The 22,884-nt window shown below is 71.3% G+C and carries 19 protein-coding genes; 8 read left to right on the forward strand and 11 right to left on the reverse strand.

Annotation, left to right across the window (positions count from 1 at the left end; translation table 11 throughout):
- Positions 1 to 61: 61 nt before the first annotated feature.
- Entirely contained in the window at positions 62 to 151 is a 90-nt protein-coding gene (locus K2224_RS18835; protein WP_018539510.1) for a hypothetical protein, read from the reverse strand.
- 396 nt (positions 152 to 547) lie between these two features.
- Here K2224_RS18835 and K2224_RS18840 point away from each other — a divergent pair, with 396 nt between their 5' ends.
- The gene (locus K2224_RS18840) at positions 548 to 769 is read left to right on the forward strand and encodes a hypothetical protein (RefSeq protein ID WP_221907684.1); all 222 of its coding nucleotides are present in this window, start codon (positions 548 to 550) and stop codon (positions 767 to 769) included.
- Between the two features lie 271 nt (positions 770 to 1,040).
- On the opposite strand, the gene K2224_RS18845 is transcribed toward K2224_RS18840, so the two are convergent.
- Positions 1,041 to 1,421 carry a VOC family protein gene (locus tag K2224_RS18845; protein ID WP_221907685.1) on the reverse strand — a complete coding sequence of 127 codons (381 nt, stop codon included), beginning with the start codon at positions 1,419 to 1,421 and terminating at the stop codon, positions 1,041 to 1,043.
- Positions 1,422 to 1,612: 191 nt separating this feature from the next.
- Between K2224_RS18845 and K2224_RS18850 the strand changes: the two genes are divergently transcribed.
- Positions 1,613 to 3,640, forward strand: coding sequence for a S8 family serine peptidase (locus K2224_RS18850; protein ID WP_260692782.1), 2,028 nt, complete (start codon positions 1,613 to 1,615; stop codon positions 3,638 to 3,640).
- A gap of 16 nt (positions 3,641 to 3,656) precedes the next feature.
- Here K2224_RS18850 and K2224_RS18855 read toward each other — a convergent pair whose 3' ends face one another.
- The 5 genes from K2224_RS18855 to K2224_RS18875 form a co-directional block, all read right to left on the reverse strand.
- Positions 3,657 to 5,627 (reverse strand): hypothetical protein, encoded by a 1,971-nt coding sequence (locus K2224_RS18855; protein WP_221907686.1) that lies wholly within the window; start codon positions 5,625 to 5,627, stop codon positions 3,657 to 3,659.
- 549 nt (positions 5,628 to 6,176) lie between these two features.
- Positions 6,177 to 6,521: a hypothetical protein gene (locus tag K2224_RS18860; RefSeq protein ID WP_221907687.1), complete on the reverse strand. Its 345-nt coding sequence runs from the start codon at positions 6,519 to 6,521 to the stop codon at positions 6,177 to 6,179.
- Positions 6,522 to 6,637: 116 nt separating this feature from the next.
- Positions 6,638 to 7,081, reverse strand: a complete 444-nt coding sequence (locus K2224_RS18865; protein WP_221907688.1) for a hypothetical protein — start codon at positions 7,079 to 7,081, stop codon at positions 6,638 to 6,640.
- A gap of 291 nt (positions 7,082 to 7,372) precedes the next feature.
- Positions 7,373 to 8,284 carry a hypothetical protein gene (locus K2224_RS18870; RefSeq protein ID WP_260692783.1) on the reverse strand — a complete coding sequence of 304 codons (912 nt, stop codon included), beginning with the start codon at positions 8,282 to 8,284 and terminating at the stop codon, positions 7,373 to 7,375.
- Between the two features lie 246 nt (positions 8,285 to 8,530).
- Positions 8,531 to 10,699, reverse strand: coding sequence for a DUF2264 domain-containing protein (locus tag K2224_RS18875; RefSeq protein ID WP_221907690.1), 2,169 nt, complete (start codon positions 10,697 to 10,699; stop codon positions 8,531 to 8,533).
- A gap of 199 nt (positions 10,700 to 10,898) precedes the next feature.
- On the opposite strand from K2224_RS18875, the gene K2224_RS18880 reads away from it, so the two are divergent.
- The 3 genes from K2224_RS18880 to K2224_RS18890 all read left to right on the forward strand — a co-directional run bounded on the left by K2224_RS18880 (position 10,899) and on the right by K2224_RS18890 (position 14,228).
- Positions 10,899 to 12,188, forward strand: coding sequence for a Gfo/Idh/MocA family oxidoreductase (locus K2224_RS18880; RefSeq protein ID WP_313904784.1), 1,290 nt, complete (start codon positions 10,899 to 10,901; stop codon positions 12,186 to 12,188).
- 285 nt (positions 12,189 to 12,473) lie between these two features.
- Positions 12,474 to 13,055, forward strand: a complete 582-nt coding sequence (locus tag K2224_RS18885; protein ID WP_260692784.1) for an HAD family acid phosphatase — start codon at positions 12,474 to 12,476, stop codon at positions 13,053 to 13,055.
- Between the two features lie 189 nt (positions 13,056 to 13,244).
- Positions 13,245 to 14,228, forward strand: coding sequence for a helix-turn-helix domain-containing protein (locus K2224_RS18890; RefSeq protein WP_221907691.1), 984 nt, complete (start codon positions 13,245 to 13,247; stop codon positions 14,226 to 14,228).
- Positions 14,229 to 14,316: 88 nt separating this feature from the next.
- Here the strand turns inward: K2224_RS18890 and K2224_RS18895 are convergent, their stop codons facing one another.
- Complete coding sequence (locus K2224_RS18895) at positions 14,317 to 14,535, reverse strand: ferredoxin (protein WP_221909801.1); 219 nt, start codon at positions 14,533 to 14,535, stop codon at positions 14,317 to 14,319.
- A gap of 32 nt (positions 14,536 to 14,567) precedes the next feature.
- Positions 14,568 to 15,788 (reverse strand): cytochrome P450, encoded by a 1,221-nt coding sequence (locus K2224_RS18900; RefSeq protein WP_221907692.1) that lies wholly within the window; start codon positions 15,786 to 15,788, stop codon positions 14,568 to 14,570.
- Positions 15,789 to 15,999: 211 nt separating this feature from the next.
- Between K2224_RS18900 and K2224_RS18905 the strand changes: the two genes are divergently transcribed.
- The 3 genes from K2224_RS18905 (at position 16,000) to K2224_RS18915 (ending at position 18,472) form a co-directional block, all read left to right on the forward strand.
- Positions 16,000 to 16,554, forward strand: coding sequence for a TetR/AcrR family transcriptional regulator (locus K2224_RS18905; protein ID WP_221907693.1), 555 nt, complete (start codon positions 16,000 to 16,002; stop codon positions 16,552 to 16,554).
- Positions 16,555 to 16,684: 130 nt separating this feature from the next.
- A complete protein-coding gene (locus K2224_RS18910) occupies positions 16,685 to 17,467 on the forward strand; it encodes an SDR family oxidoreductase (protein ID WP_221907694.1) in 783 nt (260 codons plus the stop codon).
- A 180-nt stretch (positions 17,468 to 17,647) separates the two neighbouring features.
- Entirely contained in the window at positions 17,648 to 18,472 is an 825-nt protein-coding gene (locus K2224_RS18915; RefSeq protein WP_221907695.1) for a lipase family protein, read from the forward strand.
- A 76-nt stretch (positions 18,473 to 18,548) separates the two neighbouring features.
- On the opposite strand, the gene K2224_RS41420 is transcribed toward K2224_RS18915, so the two are convergent.
- Both K2224_RS41420 and K2224_RS18930 read right to left on the reverse strand, forming a co-directional pair.
- Complete coding sequence (locus K2224_RS41420; protein ID WP_313904785.1) at positions 18,549 to 20,429, reverse strand: FAD-dependent monooxygenase; 1,881 nt, start codon at positions 20,427 to 20,429, stop codon at positions 18,549 to 18,551.
- A complete protein-coding gene (locus tag K2224_RS18930; protein WP_221907696.1) occupies positions 20,426 to 22,456 on the reverse strand; it encodes a LodA/GoxA family CTQ-dependent oxidase in 2,031 nt (676 codons plus the stop codon). The genes K2224_RS41420 and K2224_RS18930 overlap by 4 nt, the downstream gene beginning before the upstream one ends.
- Positions 22,457 to 22,884 lie beyond the last annotated feature (428 nt).

Consider the following 22,884-nt stretch of genomic DNA (forward strand, 5'->3'; position numbering starts at 1 on the left):
TCATCGCGACCCGGGCCCCCGACCACGATCGGGCCGCCCGGCCCGACAGCCCGGCGCCGGCTCAGAACCGGTCCGGGAACTTGACTCCGGCCACCAGCAGCCCGACCAGCGCCACCGCCACCAACACCCCCACGATGTGCTCCGCGCTCACCACGGACCTCCCCTTCTGCGCCCCGCCGGTCGGGGTCCGCTCCACGGTGGTGCCCCGTCCGGCCGCGTGTGCGCACGGGAGCCAATTCCCTGACGGAATCCGAACGGCCCGGCACGGAGGCCGCCCTCCGTACCGTCCTGGCATCCGGACAACTCGATCGCAACATCGCACATCGCACATCGCGACAACGGAAGTCCCGGCCATCACGGCCGCTGCCGTTGCGGCGGACGGGGCGCGGCGCGCGAGGACGGCGCTTCGGCCGGCCCGACGGCCAGGACCCGCCACTCGTACTGCCGGAACGCCTGGTGGACGGCCCCCCTCCAGCTCCGGGTGCCCGGCGACATCCACGGTGGTGAACAGCAGCGACCCCCGTTCGACCGGCATGATCCCCAGCACATGACGCCCCGTCATGGCGGCCGCGAGGGAGGGCGCGCGTCGAGTGCCGACGACGACCACCTGGTGCTCGGTGGTGCGCAGTTGGGCGAGTACCCGGGTGCCGACCGTGCCCAGGCCGACCAGCACGAGGTGGCCGCTGAGGTCCTGGGCCGGCGGATGCCCGACGGAGCCCTTGCGGAGGGCGTCGCCGGCGTTCATCGTGGCGGCCACCACCAACGGTGACCGCCTCGCCGCACACCCCGTCCAGGGTCTCCGCGAGTCGGTGGGCGAGCCCGTCGTCGCCGCAGATCACCATGTGCTGGGAGCGCTGTCCGAAGGTCGTGCCCAGTGGGAGAGTTGACGTCAACACCGTCGAGTTCTCCAAGGCGGGATGCCCGGTTGCGCGCGCACAACAGTTGCACGTCAAGGTTCCGTGTGAAGTCCCGTCGGTCGTACAACGTCGGCACCGGGAAGCGGTGTCGGCGCGGGACGGGCGGCCCCGCATGCGGGCGGCTCAGGGATGCTGCGCCCGCTCGGCGGCGCTGCGTTCGACGCAGAACTCGTTGCCCTCGGGGTCGGCCAGGGTCACCCAGCCCGTGCCGTCGGGCCTGCGGTGGTCGGCCACCAGCGTGGCCCCCAGGGCGAGGACGCGGGCCACCTCCTCGTCCCGCGACCGGTCCTGGGGTTGGAGGTCCACATGCAGCCGGTTCTTCACGGCCTTGCCCTCCGGCACCGCCAGGAACAGCAGCGCCGAACCCTGGGCGGTGACCAGCGCCTCGGGGTCTCCCGGGGCGTCGTCGTCGGCCAGTGCGCCGTCCAGGACGGCGGCCCAGAACCGTCCCAGGCGGTAGGCGTCGGAGCAGTCGAAGGTGAGGTGCCGCACGCGAGATGCCATGCGGCGCACTATCCGGCAGTCCCGCGGCGCCTGTCCAGGGGAATTTCCCGTCACAAGGGGCCGGCCGGGAAGTTGAACAGGACACGGACATGCGGGAATCCAGCGGGGGTTCGTCCCCCGAGCCGGCCTTCGGCATCGCTCCTATAGTGAGGAGTGGGAGCCACCATACGTGCGCGAAATTGGAGCTAGCCGTGGCTCGCATCACCATCAACGGCGTGACGATCGACCCCTTGGTCCAGTCCGCAGAGCTGGCCGGCGAAGAGCTGGTCTCCGAGGATGCTTCGGCATCGAACTATCTTCTTGTACAGACCACGCACGTGCCGTCCCCGGAGGAGAAGAGCCGGCTGGCGGCACTGGGCGTGGTCATCCACGAGTACGTACCGGACAGTACCTATCTGTGCGGATACCGGCCGTCCGATCTGGCGGCCGTTCGCGCCCTGCCGTTCGTCGCCTGGGCGGATGTCTATCTCAAGGGCTTCAAGCTCGCCCCCTCGCTGCGCTCGGGCCGGATGCGGCCGGGCGTCGCGGTGCTCGCCGAGCCGCTGGAGGTGGCGGAGCCCCGCACCCACACCGTCGATGTCGTCCTGCACCAGGACGTCGACGCCGGCTCCACCGAGGTGCAGGAGCGGATCGCGCAGGCCGGCGGGGTCGGCATCGGCGACATCCAGCCCGGACGCCGGAAGGTGCGGATGACGGTGCCGGAGGAGAACCTCACCGCGCTGACCTCCCTGGACGACATCCGGCACGTCGAGGAAGTCCCGGCGATGGTGCTGTACAACTCCGTCGCGGGGACGCTGCTGCACGCCCGGATCTCCCACAACGGCACCCCGTTCCGGGGCGCGGGGCAGGTGGTGGCCATCGCCGACACCGGCCTCGACAAGGGCTCCCCCCAGGACGTGCACCCGGCGTTCCACGGCCGGGTCAAGCGCCTGGTCGCCCTCGGCCGCACCGGCCCGGACCAGACCGACGATCCGGACGGCCACGGCACGCATGTGGCCGGTTCGGTCCTCGGCAGCGGCCAGTCCGCGTCGATGGGCGGCGTCATCGACGGCACCGCGCCCGAGGCCACGCTCGTGCTGCAGTCCCTGCTGGACGACAACGGCGGGCTGGGCGGCATCCCGACCGATCTTCAGGACCTGTTCGGGCCGCCGTACGCCGAGGACGAGGCCCGGGTCCACACCAACTCATGGGGCCCGACCCAGCCGGGGCTGCCCTACAACGAGCAGTCGGCGGAGATCGACCAGATGGTGTGGGACAACAAGAACCTCGTCATCTGCTTCGCCGCGGGCAACGCGGGGCGCGATCTGGGCCGGACCGGCCGGATCAGCCCGGCCTCCGTCAGCGGTCCGGCCGCGGCCAAGAACTGCGTCACCGTCGGCGCCAGTGAAAGCCGGCGCCCCGACATCGCGCTGACCTACGGCCAGTTGAGTTCGTTCTCCTTCCCGGTCAACCCGATCCACGACGACCGGCAGGCGGACAACCCCGCCGGCATGGCGGCGTTCAGCAGCCGGGGCCCCACGCAGGAGGGCCGCTTCGCTCCGGATGTCGTCGCCCCCGGCACGTCGATCCTGTCGACCCACTCGCGTGCGGCCAAATTCAGCACGGTGTTCGGGGTCTCCGACGATCCGGCGTTCTTCTTCGACAGCGGTACGAGCATGGCCACGCCGCTGGTCGCGGGCTGCCTGGCGGTACTGCGGGAATCCCTGGTGAAGAACGGCACCCCCGATCCGAGCGCGGCGCTGATGAAGGCCCTGCTGATCAACGGGGCGGACGACCTTCCGGGCCAGTACGACCCTTCCGAGGCCGGTCCTTCACCGAACAACAACTCCGGCTTCGGGCTGGTCAATCTGGAACAGGCCATCGTGCTGCCCGACGCCGGCGACCATGCGGGCTTCACCGAGGGCGACGCGCTGGACCAGGACGGGGAACACGCCTTCCCCCTCACCGTCCCGCAGGACGGCGGCCACGAGCTGAAGGTCACGCTGGTCTGGACGGACCCGCCCGGTCCCGCCCTGCAGAACGACCTTGACCTGATCGTCCGCGCGGGCGGGCAGGAACGCCACGGGAACATGGACACGGACCCCGGCTTCGACCGGGTCAACAACATCGAGCAGATCCGCTGGCCCGGCATCCCGAACGGGGACGCCGAGGTCGTCGTCCGTGCACATCGCATCACGCAGTTCGCCCAGCCGTACGCCGTGGCCTGGCGCTTCGTCTGACGCGGCCGCCGGGCGGTCATATCCCCTTTCGGGCAAGGGCGTTCGCCTCCGCCAGGAGTTCGGGAAGCGTCCCGGCGAAGGTCGGCAGCAGCCGGAGGCAGCCGACCCAGGCATCGACGTCCGTGCCCAGATGCTCCCGGGCGAGCCTCTTCGCCCGGACGCATACGGACGGCGGGGCGGCGCCGCCTGACGCGTCGCCGTGGACCTGCTCACCGGGCCGCTCGTCGGAGTACTGCTGGAGGGTGTGCAGGGCGGCGCGGGCCGGGGCCGCGTGGAGGAGGACATCGGTATGGGTGAGGCGGCCCCGACCGAGCGCGGCACCTATCCAGTCCGCTCCCCACACCGGCGTCTTCTCCAACGCCGCCAGCAGCAGCGCGCGGGGGCGGTCGGGAAGCTCCTCCAGGGGACCACCCGGCCCGGTGCGATACGCCGGCACTGCCTCCGCCGACTCCGCTTCGGCTAGCCGACCGCCGGCCCTCGCCACCTGGGCGGACGGGCCGTGGGCGGCCACCACCGCCGCGCGGACCGCCGGGGAGGGGCTGCCGAAGACGAGGAGGTGCTGCACGGCCTGCTCGTCGAAGTGGGGCACGACGGCGAGTTGGGCCTCCTCGGAGGCGCACGCCAGCACCGTGAGGAAGGCGGACCGAGCCTCATCGGGCTGCTCGGCCGGGGACTGCGCCGGGGCCGGCCGCGGCCAGCTCGTGTGCCGCCCCGTACGGGCGTCCGTCGCGGTGGCGTCCGCGACGAGTGCGGTGACGCTGCCGGAGGACGTGCTCAGACCGGCGTAGAACGTCAGCCAGTTGACGGGGTCCGTGCCGAGCGTGTCCAGCAGGTCGGTGAGCGCCTTCCTGGTCGGGCCGTGGTCGAGCGGGAGATGCGCCAGGACCGTCCCGGCCGGGCCCACCTCGGCCAGTACCCGCTCCACGGGCAGCCGGCCTGCGAGGATGCCGCGCTCCAGGGCATGGCGCAACACCCCGTTGCGCTCCTCGCGGTCGGTCCACAACACGGTGAACGCCTCGAAGGGGAGCTCCGCGGCGTACTCGGCGGTCCCGACCGGATCGGCCCGGAAGCTCTCCCACAGCAGGTGGGCGGGACACCCCTCCCACTCGGTGAGCAGGAGGAGCGGAGTGACCGCCCGCCCGGTGTCGTCCGCGGGGAGATTCTCCCGGTGGAAGGACAGGCGCTGGTGTTCCCGCCGGATCAGCGCCCAGTCCAGGCCGTCGGGCCTGGCCGCGAGGCCGGGGCATCCGCAGCGCACCCTCGCCAACGCGTGCAGGTGCTCCGGGTCGGTCCACTCCTCCGCGGCCCGGTGCTCCCGTAGGTACGCCTCCGGATCGGGGGCCGTCAGAGCGGCGCGCAGCATGTCGGGCAGCCACGGATGCCAGTGGGTGAGCAGCGGCACCTCCTCGTGCATACGGAGGAAGTCCTCGAAGGGCTCGGTGGAGCCCCAGAGCGCGAACAGGCTCAGACAGGCGTCGACGACGGCCGGCGGCGGGAGGTAGGGACCGAACGCGGCGAGGAGATCCACGGAGAGCCCCGCGGCCCCGCTTGTCAGTGCGGGGAGCATCAGGAATCCCTCGGCTCCGTGGACCATGTTCAGCAGGCCGTCCTCGGCGTACCAGCGATCATCCAGGAAGTCGGCGGCCTCCAGCAGGATCGCCAGCAGCCCCGGCGCCTCCTCCACCGCACGGATCTTGCTCCCGTCGTCGTCGCGGTACTCCGCACGCCACAGCGCCGGGCCGAGGGCCGGGTCTCCCGTCCGGGCCACCGAGGCGAGCCATTCCACCGGGTCCTCCTCCAGGACCGCCCGCAGCCGTCCGGCGTCGTCCTGGCCGAGGAGTTCGCCCACCAACTCCCGGGGGAGACCCAACCGGTCGGAGAGCAGGGCCAGCAGCTGCGGCCGCATGCGCTCGGCCAGCGCGTCGGCGGTGGCCGGATCGGCGAGGCGCAACGCGAGACGAAGCGCGGAGCGGGAGCTGTCACTCACGATCGGGTCCCTTCACGGCAGTGTGGACAGGCGGGAAACCGGTGTCTGCGCGCGGGCCTGCTGCGCAGCGGTCGCACGCACCGACCCGACGTTTTCGATCGTGACACACCCCACTGACAACGCCCCTCCGCGCCCAGGGCGCTTCTGACGGATCTCCGTGGACGCCGCGGAGATCCAGAAGCGCCCTAACCCCCGCCCTCGCGCGCGGAGTTCCGGATCCGCCCGCCCTCCGGCCACCCGACCACGTATCCGGCGGAATCGACGGCCTGTCTCGTCGGCGGCACCGCCGACGCCGGCCACCTGGGCGTCGGGGCCGACGTCACGGCAGGCGGCGTCCTCCAGGCCGCGCTCCTGGCCGTGCTCGGCACCGCTCGTCTGGCACGCGGGGGTGCCGCCGGCCGAGGTACGGATGTCCGGGGTCCCCGGTCCGGTCCCGGTGGTGCGGGCAGGCCCGGCCGTCGCGGCAGCCGGTTCGCTGCCGGCGCTGATCCTCGGCGGACGGCGCGGTGGTCGCCGCCCTGGCCGCCGCCGCGGACCCGCGCGGCGCCGTCAGGAATTTTCGGGAGCCGGTCTGCGGCCGGCGGCGCGGAGGCGCCGGCACAGCACGACGGAGGCGATGAGCGCGCGCAGCCTGCGCAGCAGCCCACGGTGCGGCCGTCCGCCGGCCGGGTCCGGGGCCGCGGGGACGACGGCCGGATCGTCCGGTCCGACCGGCGGCGGTGCGGGCTGCGCGGGCACGGAGGCGGACCGGTCCCGTGGTGTCGACTCGTCCGGTGACGTGCACGGATCGGTCGGTTCGGTGCCGGCCGGTGGGCATGGCTCGGGTCGGGGTGCGTTGCGGCGGGCCTCGGCGCGCACGAGGGCGGCGAGGGCGGCGAAGACGTCGGCGGGCATGCCGGAACTCCTGCGGTGTGGGATGTCGTGGACGCTGGTGCGGCAGGCCGCGACCGCCCCCTCGGCCCTGTGGTGCGCGGGAGGAGCGGGGCATGGTGGTACGCGGCCGGGCCGGCTCAGCAGCGCAGAACGGTCACCCGTGCAGGCAGGCCGGTGGCGGCGGACGGGAGGACGGCCCAGAAGGCGGGGTGTCCCGATGCGGCCAGGGGGCCTTCGACATGGGATTCCCGCAGGGCCTTGCCGTTCGGCCCGGACGGGACATGGTGACGCAGATGGCAGGCGGTGGCGTGGCACAGCCGCCGGAAGCCGTTGCCCGGATGCTGGTGAACGATGCCGTCGGACGGTGTCAGCACATGACTCGTGGTGTCGCAGATCCGGTCCGCGGCACTGGTGGAGGCCGGAGCGTCGACCCGGGTGGGGCACCGGCCGGACCCGGCGTCCGCCGCGTCGGCGTAGCCGGTGGTGAGCGCCGCGAACAGCAGCGCGAGCAGCCCCAGGAGAAACAGCATGCGAGCGCCGCCGGACGCCGCGGAGCGGCCGGTGCCGACGGTGTCACGCATGCGGGTCTCCCAACACTCTTCCGAGAAGAAATTCCCCTGGGAGAGATCGGGACATTCGGGAGACACGGGAAAGAGTCGGTTATTCCACTCGTTCCGGCTATGCGTCGTATGCGTGATCCCAACGCGGCGAGCTGCACCGCGGTGGTGGGCGGTGGCGTCCGGCGCCGTCGAAGCGGACGCCCCTCACCTGCGAGACCCGCACCGCGCCCACCGCCCGCGCCGTCCGCACCGCCCGCGCCTGCTCAACGTCGCCGGGCGGCCGTCACGTTGACGAACCCCACCGGCCTTCGTTCACTCGCTTTCGCGCGCACGGGCGTAGTAGTGGGAGAACCGCTCCAGCGGCTCGCCCTCCGCGCTCCACGGCCAGGGCGTGGCCACGCCGCCGGTGGTGCGCAGCACGTTCGCGGCCTCACCGGGGCGCACCGCCTTCATCAGCGCATAGGCCAGCAGGTTCAGGTCGGCGAGCGCCTGCGCGTGCCGGAGGAAGCCCTGGCCCGGCCAGTAGTGCGCCGCGTGATCGAGCACCGCGACGGCGTCGTGCCGGCGCCAGAACTCGCCCGCGCCGAGGGCCGTGACCCCGCCGGGGGCCATGGACCGCTGGTGGTTGCGGACCAGGGCGGTGAGTTCCAGGCCGGCCGCGGGAGCGTTGGTGGGCATCGCGGAGCGGACGCTGTCGAGCAGGTCGAGCACCTGACTGCTGGAGCCGCACTCGTCCGGCGAGAGGTAGCCCAGTGCCTGGAGGTGGGCCTCGCGGTTCCACGGGTCGCGGGCCTTGATCTCGCGCCAGATCGCGGCCAGTTCGGCGGACGGGCGGCGTTCCAGACGGAGGATGGCCAGGTGCAGGGTCCAGGGCGTGGGGTCGGCGGGCAGCAGTTCGGCCGCGCGGTGACAGGTCTGCCGGGTGGCCTCCAGGTCGACGGCGGAGCCTTCCTGGCGGGCCTGCAACAGGTCCGACCAGGCATGCAGCAGCAGGGCGTCCTGGTTGTGCGGGTTGTGCTCGCGCCAGATGCCGGGCAGGGCCCGTCCGGCGGCTGCGGCCAGGACGCGCAGGCGGTGCGCCTTTCGGTCCCAGTCGTCGCCGGCGTCGCCGAGGACGTCTGCCATCAGGGCCATGACAGGCGTGTCGAGCGAACCGCGGTCCCAACAGGTCTCGACGCGTCGCCTGACCTGTCCCAGGGCGGCGTCGTCGAGTTCGGGGAGCATGCGGGGACGGCTGCCTTTGCGGCGTCTGAAGACGGGCATTCCGCGGTGGCCTTCCGGATGAGGTGCGGGTGGACGGAGTTCCGGCATCGTACGGGCGAAGGTCGGCCACGCAATCCGCCGCCCGCACTCCGAGACGCACCCGATACCCAGACGCGTCCATTTCGATCCCAGAACATACTTGTCCAGAACCTTCACCCGCGTGGCACATACTTTCAACCGGTTTGTAAAAGCCTGGCCATGAATTGATTACCTTTGTGCACACGGTGACCCCGGCACTCGGTCGCGAACGATCACCGGCTCCTCTTCCGGGGAGATCCGGGCGTAGCGCACCGGCCCGCTCAGCGGCACCCCGCCCACCACCGGCGACCGTGCCGGCTCCGCACCGAGGGCCACCAGCACCCAAGTGCCGCCGGGAAAGCAGACGATGACGGTGGTCCCCTCGACGGCGCATCGTACGGCCGGAGGCTCGGGGTCCGCACCGTACCCGGTGAGACCGACCAGGGCGACATGCACGGACCGGTCCGTCGCGCGCCGGCCGGTGGCATACGGGACGGCGGTGTGCCGACCGAAGGCACCGGTGCCCTCCGCGGTCGCCACGTCGAGGTGCGGATGACCGGCGAGGGAGACGAATGTACTGGTCAGACCGCCGTCGGTGGCGGCTTCGGCCCGGTTGCCGACGGTCCGGACGCGCGGTGGCCGCTCCCCAGCGAGCTGCCACCCGCTGTCGTGCAGCGGCAGGTACGCCGGCGCGTCGACGAGGTGGACGCGCAGTTCGAACGCGCCCCGGACCACGCTCGCGGTCTCGATCCGGGCCTCGGGGTCCGGCCCGCCGCGCCGGTCCGCCTGATGGCGAGCGGGACGGTGACCGGCCGATCGATGCCAGGCAGATCCGTGCCAGGCAGGTTGATCCCAGGCAGGCTGGTGCCAGGATGCGGCGTAGTGGTCGTGGACGTGCAGGCGGTGGATGCGAGTGCGGCGGGACAGGCCGAGCTCGGGGTGGTGGAGCGCCACATGGTTGTCGGCCAGGAGGCGGCGGGAACCGTCGGCGACGTGGCACGGGCCGGTCGCCGTGGAGTAGGCGAACCGTGAGTAGAGCGGGTCCCCGGCTGTTCGGACCGCCGGGTAGCTGCCCGGCGCGCGGGCGTCCCGTGCCTGGTCGGGACCGCCGTGGTCGGCCGTTGCGTAGTTGTCGCTGCCGTGGTTGACGAGCCGGACCACGCCGTCCGCCCGGGTCGCCGAGAGCACGAAGCCGGGTACGGGCAGTGCCTGGATCCGGTCGCCTCGTTCGACGGGCAGCGGTTCCTCCGGCTCCGTCCAGCACGGGTGGTCGGCCGGCAGCAGCAGGCCGAGGAACGCCTTGGCGAGCCAGTACGGGGAGGCCGGGCCGGAGTAACCCTGCACCAGTGGCGGGTACGGCCCGTACCAGCCCAGGGTGGGGATGCCGTTCCGGTCGCGGAATCCGCGGTCGGTGAAGTGGCGCAGCGCACCACTGGCCAGCCGGCGGGTCTGGCCCGGGCCGAGCGGTGTCGCGTCCACCAGTGCGCCCAGCCACGGGGCAGCGGCCGCCGCGAACCGGTAGATCAGTGAGCGGCCCTGGTGCACGGGGGCGCCGTCCGCGCCGAAGAACAGCGCGTAGTCGGCGAGGAAGCGCCGCAGTCGTGCCTTGAGGACCGTTCGATCCGTGGCACGCTCGCCGGCCATCAGGGACCACAGGAGGGGGTAGGTGTGCAGGGCCCAGCCGTTGTAGTGGTCGAAGTTGTCGGCGGTGCGGGCGTCGCCGCCGTCGCGGTACCAGCCGTCGCCGACGTGGAACGCCTCGATACGGGCCAGGTCGTCGTCCATCGCGGCCCGGTCGTGGGCGGCTCCGACACTCGCCAGGAACTCTCCGACGATCACCCGGAACATGTGCCAGTTGTTGTCGGGGATCCGCAGGCCCCAGGCACCCTGCAACCACTCGACGACCCGTTGCCGCACCCCGTCCGGCAGGCGATCCCACAACCACGGCCGCGTCAGGTGCAGCCCCAGTGCCAGGGAGCACGCCTCGACGAGGGTCTGCCGGCACTCCTGGCCGAGCGCCGGCCACGCCTCGGGATGCCGTGGGTCGGTGCCGGCGCCGATGCCCTCCGCGTAGCGCTGGAGCAGGCCGGCGGGTGCCCGTCCTTGGCAGCCCGCGGTGCGGAAGGCCAGCAGGAGGAAGGTACGGGCGAAGCCTTCGAGTTGGTCGGAGTCGGTACCGGAGGACGACGGTCTGCCGGGCAGCACGAGGCGTGCGCCGGAGGGCGAGGCGAACCGGTGCGCGTCCGTCAGCAGCCGGTCGGCGAGGGCCAGCCAGTGCGTGCGGACGTATCCCGTGAAGGGCGAGAGCGTACGGTCCTCGGGCGGCAGTGCCGGTCCGGTCCCGCTCGTGCGCGACATGGGGCTCCTTGAGTCCGGTGCTCTGCGGTGGTGTGGTGGTCATCGGGTGGCCGTGCTGCAGATGTCGGGGTGTGCCCCGCGCCAGCATGGCCGCTCGCCGGCGAAGGCCACAAGCACCCGAAACGGACGGGACACGGGTGCCCCGGGCCGACCGCCGCACGGTCGCCGGCCGCCCCGTCGACGTCCCGAAAGAAGGCTGATGAGGTTGTCCAGTAGCACCCAGCAGGAACCGAACGGCCCTCAAGAGCACGATGGCCGACAGGAGTTGAGGGAATTCCAGGCGCCTGAGGCTCAGGAGACGTCACGGACCGCGGAGGAGCTGCGGCTCGCGGTGGTGGGGCTCGGGATGCGCGGGACGCTCGGCAGGCATGTCGCCGACCGGCGGCTGCGGGCGCGGGTGGTGGCGGTGTGCGACCCGGTCGCGGCTCGCCGGGAAGGCAGCCGGGAACCGTACCCGGAGGCCGAGCGGCACGCCGACCACCGCCGGTTGCTCGATGCCGGGCTGGACGGGGTGATCCTGACGACGCCGGACGACACCCACGAGCAGTTGGCCGTCGACTTCCTGACGGCCGGCGTCGCGGTGTTCGTCGACAAGCCGCTGGCGATCACCACCGCCGGATGCGACCGCGTACTGGAGACGGCGCGACGCACCGGCACCCGGCTCTACGTCGGCCACAACATGCGCCACATGCCGGTCGTCCGCACCATGCGCGAGCTGGTCCGCAAGGGCGTGATCGGCGAGGTGAAGGCCGTCTGGTGCCGTCATTTCGTCGGCCACGGCGGGGACTTCTACTTCAAGGACTGGCACGCCGACCGCCGCCGGACCACCGGTCTGCTGCTGCAGAAGGGGGCGCACGACCTCGATGTGATCCACTGGCTGGCCGACGGCTACACCGTGCGGACCCAGGCGATGGGCGGGCTGACCGTCTACGGCGACATCACCGCGCGCGGCGGGCAGGGCGAGCGGACGCTGACCGAGTGGTTCGACCCGGAGAACAACTGGCCGCCCACGTCCCTGACCGGCCTGAACGACGTGGTCGACGTCGAGGACCTGTCGATGATGACCATGCGCCTGGACAACGGGGTGTTCGCCACGTACGAGCAGTGCCACTACACACCCGACTACTGGCGCAACTACACCGTCATCGGCACCCACGGGCGGCTGGAGAACTTCGGCGACACCGACGGGGCGGTGGTCAAGGTGTGGAACGGCCGGCGCAGCGGCTATCGCGCGGACGCCGATCTGGTCGTCGAGGTGCCCCCGGGCGAGGGCGGGCACGGCGGGGCCGACCCGCGACTGGTGGCCGAATTCGTGGACTTCGTACGCGAGGGCGGGCAGACGCTCACCTCACCGGTGGCGGCCCGGCAGGCGGTGGCGGCCGGCTGCGCCGCCACCGCGTCGCTGCGCGCCGACGGCGTGCCCGTCAATGTGCCCGCATTGTCACAGGAGTTGGTCGACCATTTCTCCACCAATAGCCGGGGAATGTGAGTTGAAATCCTTATTTCATGGAGGTAAAGCCTTCGTAGTGTGCAGATCGGCGGATTCCTTCGGGGGATGTGGCGCGGAGTGCATCACGTCCCATTGTGGCCATTGGCGCGACTTGGACACCGTGGGACTGCTGATTCGGGTAGCAATGACCTGGACGACCACGGGGATTCCGGAATCCGGGTTGCTTCACCGCCCGGCTGACGCAAATGTCTTGATACTCCGCAATCCGGTTCGGAATGCCCGGTGGCCATCGAGCGGAACGCACACAAAAGGAATGAGGGAATCATGGTCATGGGCAAAAGGGCCGCGCTCGTACTGGGGCCGGTGCTGGGCGCGTTGCTGGCGCTGCCGCTCTCCGCGCAGGCGGCCGTCCGCCCGGACTCGCTGCCGAGCGAGAGCGAGTGGCTCAAGGACGTCGCACCGGTCGCGGCGTCCCTCCAGGACTATCTGAAACAGCGTCTGGCCGAGGGAAGGAGCGGCGAGAAGCCTGCGGTCGTCCTGGACATCGACAACACCTCCCTGGCCACGCACTACGACCGGGGGAAGCCGGTCGAGGCGATCCTCAAGGCCACGGAGTACGCGCACGAGCACGGCGCGGCGGTGCTGTTCGCCTCGTACCGCGACCCCGACGAGCAGGACGCCACGAAGCAGGAACTCGCCTCGGCCGGCTACACCGTCGACGGCCTCTGCCTCAAGCCGCACGGCGACAGCCCAGGAAAGGCACAGGTCAAGCTCGGCTGCCGGAAGAAGTACGAGTCACAGGGCTACACCCTCGTCGCCAACGTCGGGAACCGCAGCACCGACTTCGACGGCGGGCACTACGAAAAGGGCTTCAAACTTCCCGACTACGACGGGCAGTTGAGCTGATTGCCGAGCTCCCGGACCCCCTCCCGAACCCCGGACCGTCCAATTCCCCAACTGCCGACCTGCCGGCACGCGTCATGACTTGTGAGTGTGGGCCCACCCGTGACGGTGGGCCCACACTCATGATCGGTTCCAGGTAACGCCCCCACCCCCAACACCCCCACCCCCACACCCACCCGCCCGGAGCCCCCCATGAGCGAAGACGACCGGCCGGCCCACCTCGCCCGGCTCGGCCTCTCCGAGACCGAGGCCACCACCTATCTGGCCATGCTGGACACCGGCCCCACCACCGTCACCGCGCTGGCCCGCCGGCTGGGCGTGGCGCCCGCCGACGCCGAACGTGCCCTCGCCCGGCTCATCCATCTGGGCCTGGCCGCCAGTCACGGTCCCGATCGCTCCGGCATCGCGCCGATCGAACCGTCCATCGGCCTGGGCCGCCTGACCAGCACCCGTACCGCGGAACTGCAACAGGCCCATCTGGTGGCCATGGACGCCTACCGCACCTACCGTCGCCAGGTGCACCCGCAGGCCACCGACGACCTCGTCGAGGTGGTCACCGGACCGCAGATCGTGGAGCGCATCCTCCAGGTCGAGGACGCCGCGGCGTCCGAGGTGCTGCGCTTCGACGCCCCGCCGTGGCACACCGGCGGCACCCCCAACCCCACCGAGATCCGCAACCTGGAGCGCGGTGTGTGCTATCGCATCGTCTACTCCAAGTCCGCGGTGGAGAACAGCGATTACTACGCGCGCAACATCAGACCCTGCATCACGGCCGGCGAGCAGGCCCGGGTGCTGCAGTCCCTGCCGGTGAAACTGGGCATCTTCGACCAGCGACTGGCGATCGTCTCGATGACGTTCGGCGACGCCGAGGTGAACGACTCGATGCTGCTGGTCCGCCCGTCCAGTCTGCTGCGCGCGCTCACCGGCCTGTTCGAGACGTCCTGGCGGTCGGCCTATCCGCTGCACTTCGGCGAGCGGGTGCCGCCCGCGCTGCGCCCGATACAGCGCCGCATCCTTGAACTGCTCGGCAGCGGTGTCACCGACGAGACCATCGCCGAACTGCTGGGCATCAGCCGCCGCACCCTCTCCCGTCAGCTGGAGCAGCTCAACCGGGCCGCCGACGCCACCACCCGCTTCCAACTCGCCCTGTACGCCGCGCGGAAGGGGTGGGTCTGACCGTCGCCGGCCGGTCCCGGAGGGGCCCACGCCCCGGTAGGACACCGGGCTGGGCGGGGCCCCTCCGCTGCTTGTCCACGGAGCCTCGCTACGCCTCCGACGCCGCCCCGACCTCCGCCTCGACGACGCGGAGGGCGCGGGACGGGCAGAGCAGGCCGGCCTCGCGCGCCGCCGTGCCGTCGTCGCCGGCGGGGGCGGCTTCCAGCACCGTGACGATCCCGTCGTCGTCCTGGTCGAACACGCCGGGCGCGGTCAGCGCGCACAGCCCGGCGCCCACGCAGACCGTCCGGTCGGCACTCACCCGCATGGTCATCGCGCTCCTCCTTCCCTCTCCCCGCGTCACCAGGTGACCAGGAGCTCGTTGACGCCCTGGATCGTGGTGCCCGGCCGCAGCTTCAACTGGTCCGCAGGAGTGACGAGTCGAAGCGTCGGCACCCGGTCCATCAGCGCGTTGAGGATCACCTCCAGCTCCAGGCGGGCGAGGTTCTGCCCCAGGCACTGGTGCACGCCGAAACCGAAGGCCAGGTGGTGGCGCGCGGAGCGGCGGACGTCGAAGGCGTCCGGGTCCTCGTACACCGTGCCGTCCCGGTTGGCTATGGAGTTGACGACGATCACGCCCTCGCCGGCCCGGATGAGCCGGCCCTCGATCTCGATGTCGGCGGTGGCGACCCGGCCACCGGCGATGTCCGCGATGGCCAGGAGGCGGAGCAGTTCCTCGACCGCACCGGGCACGAGGCGGCGATCGTCCCGCAGGGCCGCGAACTGCTCGGGGTGTTCCAGCAGGGTGATCACGCCGAGCGAGGTCATCGAGGCGGTGGTCTCGTGGCCGGCGACGAGCAGCAGCAGTGCGGTGGAGATCAGTTCCTCGCGGTCGATCTCGCCGTTGGCGAGTTGCTCGGCGACCAGGCTGCCCACGAGTCCCGTACCGGGCTCGGCCTGGAAGGCGGTGATGAGTCCGTCCATGTAGTGCCTGAGGTCGTCGCGCGCCGCAGAGGCGCTCGCCACGTCCGTGGCCTGCACCAGGCGCCTGCTCGCGTCCTGGAAGAAGTCGTGGTCGGCATAGGGCACGCCGAGCAGCCGGCAGATCACCATGGACGGCACCGGCAGCGCGAACCGGCCGACGAGATCGGCGGGCGAGCCGGAGGCGAGCATCTCGTCGAGGAAGCCGTGCACGATCTCCTCGACCTCGGGGCGCATGCCCTTGATCCGCTTGACGGTGAACTCGCTGATCGTCATCCGTCGCGCGACGCCGTGCTCGGGCGGATCCATGGCGATGAACGCCGGACGGTTCTCCCGGGCGATCTCGAAGCGCGGTGAGGTGGCGGGGAAGTTGACGTCGGCGCGGTCGGAGGACAGGCGCGGGTCGGCGAGCAGCTTGCGCGCGGCCTCGTGCTTGGTGACCACCCATGCCTGGCGGCCGTCGTAGAGGGTCACCCGGTGCAGGGGGCCGGGGGCGTCCCGCAGCTCTGTGTAGCCCTGCGGTAACTGGTACGGACAGGTTCGGTCGCTCGGGAAGGCGGGCGCTTCGGTTGCCTGGGGCGTGGTGGCGATATCGGCCATCGGTCCACTCCGAATCAAAAACCTCATGGTTAAAGAACGCGGTGTTCTCTAATTCGGAGAATAGACTGGGCCCCATAGAGAACGCAACGGCCTCTACGAGACATCTTCGGGAGTCACGCTGTCACCCAACGCCGGTCCCACCGCCGCACCCGCCGCCGACCACCGCAAAGGCCCCCGCCGCCGCGGCGCGGAGCTGGAGAAAGCCATCCTGATGGCGACCCTGGAGGAGCTCAGTGAGACCGGCTATGCCGAGCTGACGATGGAGCGGGTGGCCAGTCGGGCCCGCACCGGCAAGGCCGCCCTCTACCGACGCTGGTCCAGCCGTGCCGAACTGGTCATGGACGCCTGCCGGTCGACCGGTCTGACCGCCGTCGAGCCGCCCGACACCGGCGCCCTGCGCTCGGACGTGATAGAGCTCATGCGGCAGCTCGCCGCCAAGGTGGCCAGCCCGCTCGGCGGCATCCTGCGCGGCCTGCTGGCCGAGATGACCCGCGACTCCGACTTCGCCAAACTCGTCCGGGAAAGCGTCCACACCGTCGGCCCGGTGGCCCTCCGGACCGTCCTGGAACGCGCGGTCGAACGCGGCGAGATCCAACCCTGGGTCCTGGACTCCCGGCGCGCCACGGTCGCCACCGACCTGCTGCGCAACCAGTTCCTGCTCTTCGGCACGCCCGTCTCCGACGACGTCATCACCGACATCGTCGACGACATCTACCTCCCCCTGATCCTGCATCCGGCCCCGAAGCGCGCGGGCGACGGCACCTAGGACAGCACCGTCCCACCCCACCCCACGAGTTGACTCTCACATCGATGTGAGGCCCTAGCGTCCCCGGCATCAGCAGGCGCTCCGCGACATCCGCTCGCGGCGCCGCACGAGACGACAGGGAGTCCTTGCCATGACCACCAACCGCCCGCTCGACGGGAAGACCGCACTGGTGACCGGGGGCAGCCGGGGCATCGGCCGGGCCATCGCCGAACGCCTCGGGCGCGACGGCGCCGTGGTCGCCCTGACCTACGCCCGCGACCAGGCCGCGGCGGACGAGACGGTCGCCCGCATCCGCAAGGACGGCGGCCGGGCGGTCGCGCTGCACGCCCCGCTCGGCGAGCGCGGCGATGCCGCAGCGCTGTGGTCGGCCTTCGACGCACGGATCGCGGAACACGCGCCCGGGACGGGCCCGGCGGTCGACATCATCGTCAACAACGCCGGCATCGGCATGCTGTCGGCGCTTCCCGCACTGACCGAGGACGACTTCGACAGGGTCTTCGCGGTGAACGTCCGCGCGCCGTTCTTCGTCGTCCGAGAAGGGCTCACGCGGCTGCGCGACGGCGGCCGGATCATCAACGTCTCCAGTGGCGCGGGCCGCCTCGCCATGCCCGTGGCCATCGCCTACGGAGCCACCAAGGCCGCCCTTGACAACTTCACCCTCAACCTGGCCCAGGAACTGGGCGGCCGGGGCATCACGGCGAACGCGGTCGCCCCGGGGATCATCGACACCGACGTCAACGCCGACTGGCTGCGCGGCAATCCGGCGGCGGAGGCGGATGCGGCCGCCCGCGCCGCGCTCGGCCGGGTCGGCCGGCCGGACGACGTCGCCGACATCGTCGCGTTCCTCGCCTCGCACGACTCCCGCTGGATCACCGGCAAGGTCCTCGACGCGACCGGCGGCGTCAGGCTCTGACGGGTCATCGGCCGGCCGGCGCCTTCCCACGGGAGCGGCGGCGGCCCGCCGTTCGAGGGACCACGGGCGCGGCGCGGGCTCGCGGGCCGGTCCACTGCCGTTACGAAGGGACCGACCCCGCGCCGCCGGGGCGGTCCGCCCGTCCCGCCGGCGCGCGACTCGGAACGAAAGGATCCGCGCGTGTCCGCACCGACCGCGATCGACCACCATGCGAAGACCGGGTACAGCCTGCCGCTGGCCTACTGGCTGGCCCAGGCATCGGACCTCGCCTACAAGGACGAGTCCACCATCGAGTCCCGGGCCCGCGCCTGGGGCTTCGACCAGGTGCGTCACCATCAGACACGGTTCACGCCGCCGTTCCCGCTGGAGGACACCCAGGCGTACACGGCGGCCAGCGACCACATGATCATCACCGCCTTCCGCGGCACCGAACCGGTGCAGATCCGTGACTGGCTCTCCGACGCCACCACTCCCCCGTGGCCGGGCCCGGCCAGGACCGGCTATGTCCACTACGGCTTCGCCGAGGCACTTCAGTCGGTCTTCCCGGACGTCAGGAAGACCCTGGCGGAGCTGCGCACCAACGGCCAGTCGGTGTGGTTCACCGGGCACAGTCTCGGCGGTGCGCTGGCCATGCTTGCCGGCGCGTGGATGTACCTGGAGGACCCGCGGTTGCAGGCGGACGGCGTCTACACCTACGGGCAGCCCCGCACCTGCGACCGCCTCCTGGCGGACGCGTACAACAAGGGCTTCAAGGGCCGCATGTACCGCTTCGTCAACAACAACGACATCGTCCCGCAGCTTCCGCCCGAGCCTGCCTTCACGCACGTCGACGCGCTGAGGTACATCGACTCGGGCGGGCGGCTGCACGACTCCATGGGGCTGCTCGGCGGCCTGGCGGACCGGGCCAAGGGGCTGACCGCGGACGCGTTCGCGCCGGCCTCGGACGGTGTCCGGGACCACTTGATCAAGCGCTACATCGCCGCCATCGAGCAGAACCTCTCCTGACCCTCGACCTGGATCCGACGGAGCATCAAGTGCGCCCGGTCCGCGCGGAGTTCGCGGCCCGGGCCACCGGGCGCCGTCAGGGGTTGTTGAGACTGGTGTGGTTCCACCAGCCCTGGCGGCCGACGGTGAAGTCGATCGTCGGGCTGCTCCCGTTGAGCCGGCCCTGGTACTTCTTGCCCTTTTCGAGCTTGCTCTTCTTGATCACTTCCCTGGGGTCCTTGATCGACTCGATGACGAGCGTCGGGACCTTCTTCAGCGTCGCGGGGTCGATGGTCTGGTCGGTGACGACGGTGACGACCTCGTCCCAGTTCGGCTTCTGCGCGAGCTGGTGGGCGAGGTGGATCTCCTTGCCTTCGCCGAACACCAGGTAGGTGAGGTAGTCGGGGTAGGGGTAGTCCGCGCCCCCGAGCTTGCGGAAGCTCAGAACCTCCTGGCACTTCACCCTGGTCAGCGTGGTGGTGATCTTCTCGAACTTGCGCGTGGCACCACCGTCCGAGACGAGGACGCGCTCCAGGTAGACGTTGAACTCCTTGCCCGGCTTCAGGTCCGGCAGCAGGAAGTGCTCCGGGCACTGCAGCGAGTAGAACACCCACTTGTCCTCGTTCGCCTTCAGGTCCTCCCGGTACTTGTCGCGCAGGGCGTCCGGGACGTCGAAGGTGTAGACGGCCTGGTAGTTGTGGCCGGAGGTCTCGCTGTAGAGGGCGAGGTGGTAGAAGAAGAGCTTTTCCTTGCCCAGGATGAGGAAGCGGTGGAAGTGGCCACCGTGGCCGTCGTGCTGGGTCGAGTCGGGTGCGGTGTTCATGGTGTGCGGGCGCCTTTCGTGGGGTGGGGTGGGGTTGGTGTGCCGTCTGGCCCAGAAGGGGCGGCCGGCCCATCGGGTTTCCTGAGCGTGGACGGCGCGGTGGCCGTCCTGGTAGGCGGTACGTGCGGTGGCGACCTTCGCCGCGTAGTCGGCCAGTGCCGTGCGGTCGCCGCGCAGTTGGCCGTCCACCGCCTCGCCCGCGCTCAGCCCGGTGTAGAGGGCGGTCAGGATGCCCTGGGAGCTGAGCGGGTCGAAGGCGGCGGCCGCGTCCCCGGCGGCCGTCCAGCCGTCCCCGTGCACCCGGTCCAGATGGGCGGTGTGCGCGGGGGCGCGGCGGGGCGGCCGGAGGGCGTCGAGCCCGTGCGGACGGGCCCGGCCGGAGACGTGCCGGGTGGCCAGCAGCCGGTCGCGGAACCCCTCGGCGCCGCGGACGGCGGCGAGGGGCAGGTCGGGGTCGGTGAAGTAGGCGACCAGGCGCTGCCGGGAGGGCAGCAGAGCGGTGTACCACCAGCCGTCCTGGTCGGACTCGACCAGCGAACGGCCGTCGGTGGCACCGTCCCGCGCCGGGTCGAGGAGGAGGTGCAGGGCGGTGAGCCGGTCGCCGGTGCGGCGGCGGGCGCCGGCGCGGACGGCGAGCGCGGCGCCCCGGCCGGTGGCGTCGACCAGCCAGCGGCAGCGGACCGTGCGGTCGCCGCCCCTGGTGCCGCGGTCGCGCAGCGGGACCCGCCAACTGCCGTCGGGCTGCCGGACGGGGCCTCGTACGGCGGTGCGTTCGGCGACGTCCGCGCCCGCGGCCCGGGTGGCCGCCCGCAGCCGCCGGTCGAAGAGCGCCCGGTCGAGATGCCATCCGTGGCCGTAGGGGTCGCGGAGGAAGTCCACCTCGTGCAGTGCGGACGAGCCCCAGGCGGACTGGTTGCCGTGGCAGGGCAGATGGCCGCCGCCCAGCACCGGGCGCTCGACGCCGAGGTCGGCCAGGATCAGCCGCCCCACGGAGACGAGCGACTCGCCGACCTTGGGCGGGCCGGTGCCGGCGTCGGCCAGCAGCACCCGGCGCCCCGCCCGGACGAGGGTCAGCGCGGCGGCGCAACCGGCCGGGCCGCCGCCCGCGACCACCACGTCATAGGCGGGCGCGGGGGCCCGCGGTTCTCGGCTCACTGGTTCTCGTGGAACGGGTCGAGCTTCTCCAGGTAGCCGGCGGCGATCGCCGTCTCGTCGTAGCCGGTCAGCGCCTTGGCCTCCTCGACCGCCTGCTGGACCAGGGCCGACTCGACGTCCTCGGCGGGGATGGCGCCGCGCCAGGTACCAGCGGCCGCGGCCAGCCGGGGTACGCCGGCCTCGGGCACATGGATGTTGATGAGGTTGGCGTGGTCCGGGGCCCGGTCGTAGCTGGGCTCGGACTCGACCTGCATGTACTTGGGGAACTTGCCGTCGCCCACCTTGTATTCGTGCGGCTCGACGATGCCGAACTTGAACCAGTCGTCGATCATCTGCCGACGTTGGTCGTTGTACTTCACGTTCTTGAGGCCGCGCAGCCAGACCGCCCGGTTCTCGAACGCCTTCTCCCGGGCGGTGTCGTCGCCGCCGACCGGTTTGGTGTTGACGATGTCGAAGTCGGCCTTCTTCAGGACGTGGTTGGGCATCTGGGCGGGCCAGAAGGTGGGCAGATAGGGGCTGTAGCGCGGGCCGAGCTGGTTCACCACCTGGTAGCCGAAGCGGCAGCTGGCGGTGTCGCACTGCCAGGGTGCGGCCATCCAGCGGGTGAGGTCGCCGGGGCTCTGCGCGTAGAGCGGGCCGGTCTTGCCCAGCATGTCGTCGACCTTGAACTCGTCGCCGTAGTCCGGTTCCTGGGTGCCCTCGGCACGGTGCAGGATGCGGAACGGCTCGGAGAACATGGTCTTGTGGCGGATCGGCCAGGTGACCTCGCTGCCGGGGTGGAAGGCGTCGGCGGCGCAGTTGTCGAGCGCCGCGCGGTCCAGCAGACCGGGCTGTCGGGCGATGGGGGCCTGGTCCACGTCGGGGTAGCCGGTGCGGGGCGGTCCCGGGACGAAGTCGCCGTCGGCCCACCGGGCCAGGATCCAGTCCTGGGTGGGCGAGAGCGTGAGGTGCTGCCGTACGGAGTCGGGCTTCTTGCCCGACATGGCGTCGCCGTACAGCCATGGCCAGGGCACCGGCGACATGCCGTCCCGCTCGTAGTCGCGCATCTGGTGGTAGATCTGGCGGCGCAGGTCCCGGTTGGTCTCGCTGGTGTCGTTGAGGCGCTTGCGCATGGCCGGGTCGAGGAAGTGGTACGGGCCCCGCCAGCCGAACTGGGTGGCGAAGCCGTGGTTGACCCACTGCAGTTCACAGAAGCGGGCCAGCAGCGGTTCGACGTCCTCCGGGTAGGAGGGCCGGGGCCCGACCTTCAGGGTCTTCTCGGTGACGAACACGTCGTAGAGCAGGTCGTAGAGGGTACGGATGGTCTTCACGCCGGGGGCGTAGTGGGGCGGGCCGACCACGACCCAGGCCGGGCTGGCGGTCTTGGTCACGCCTCCGATGGTCACCTCGGCGGTGATCGGGCCGTCGGAGATGTTGTCGTACCAAGTGTCGTTGTTGGCCACACCGGAGATGGGGTTGTTCTTCTCGTCCCAGGAGGCCGACGCGCCGTCGCCGCCGGTCACGACCAGCCGGCCACCGGATTCGGCGAACGCCTGACCCAGCGTGATCGGTTTCCCCATGATCTCCCCGGCGAGGGTGAAGGGCTTCTCCTGAGGCACCTCGATGGTCTGCCGACCGGAGTCGATGACGAGCTTCTTGCGCTCCGCACCCTTCACGGTGGCGTTCCGCCGCCGTCGCATGTCCGGCTTCAGCTTCGTCGGGTCCTTGGCCTCCGGGATGTCGAGCGGGAAGTGGAACTGATACCAGGCGGCCTTCTTGTTGGCGAGGTGCACCGACCACCGGATCTCGGTGACGTCGTCCTGGCCCGTCTCCAGTTCCCGGACGACCTCGCCGGCCTTGTTGTAGCCGTAGAGCCGGAACCGCGCGGCCTGCTTGATGATCTTGCCTGAGCCGTCCTTGTAAGAGCCCGGCGGCAGCGGCGGCTGGTCCGGCGACTCCGGCCCGATGTAGTACGCGTGGTCACTGTTGCCGACCCTGGCTATGCCGATGGCGGGGTGAATCTTCACCTGGGCAATCTGCTGATCCATTACGGGACCTCATAGTGGAGTGATGTCTATAGCCCCCTCAGTTACGTAATGTTCGTTATCTTCCGGCGCCCCGGCGATCCTGCTGCGTCCTAACGGGTACACCGTTCACTCCGTCGCGCCACCGCGCAGGAGAAGGCGGCTTCTCCGGCGCGGCGGCGCGGGGCCGGGCGAGTGGTGTCGCCCCTCCGATCGGGTGGTGCGAGCGGGGCGAGCGGTCGCGTCGGCTCCGGCCCCTGGCCGTCACCGGGCCGGAGCCACCGGCCGGCGATCGCGCCGACGCGCCCGTCCGCGCAGGCACGTCCCAGTCCGGATGCACGGCGAGGGGCGCTGCCGGCGAGGGCGCGTCCACACCCGGCGAGGGTGTGCACCGTCCACCCTCAACTGCCGGGCCATGACGACGCGTTCGAACCGTACGGACAACGACAGAG

This window comes from Streptomyces sp. BHT-5-2, assembly GCF_019774615.1.
In the GTDB taxonomy this organism is placed as follows: domain Bacteria; phylum Actinomycetota; class Actinomycetes; order Streptomycetales; family Streptomycetaceae; genus Streptomyces.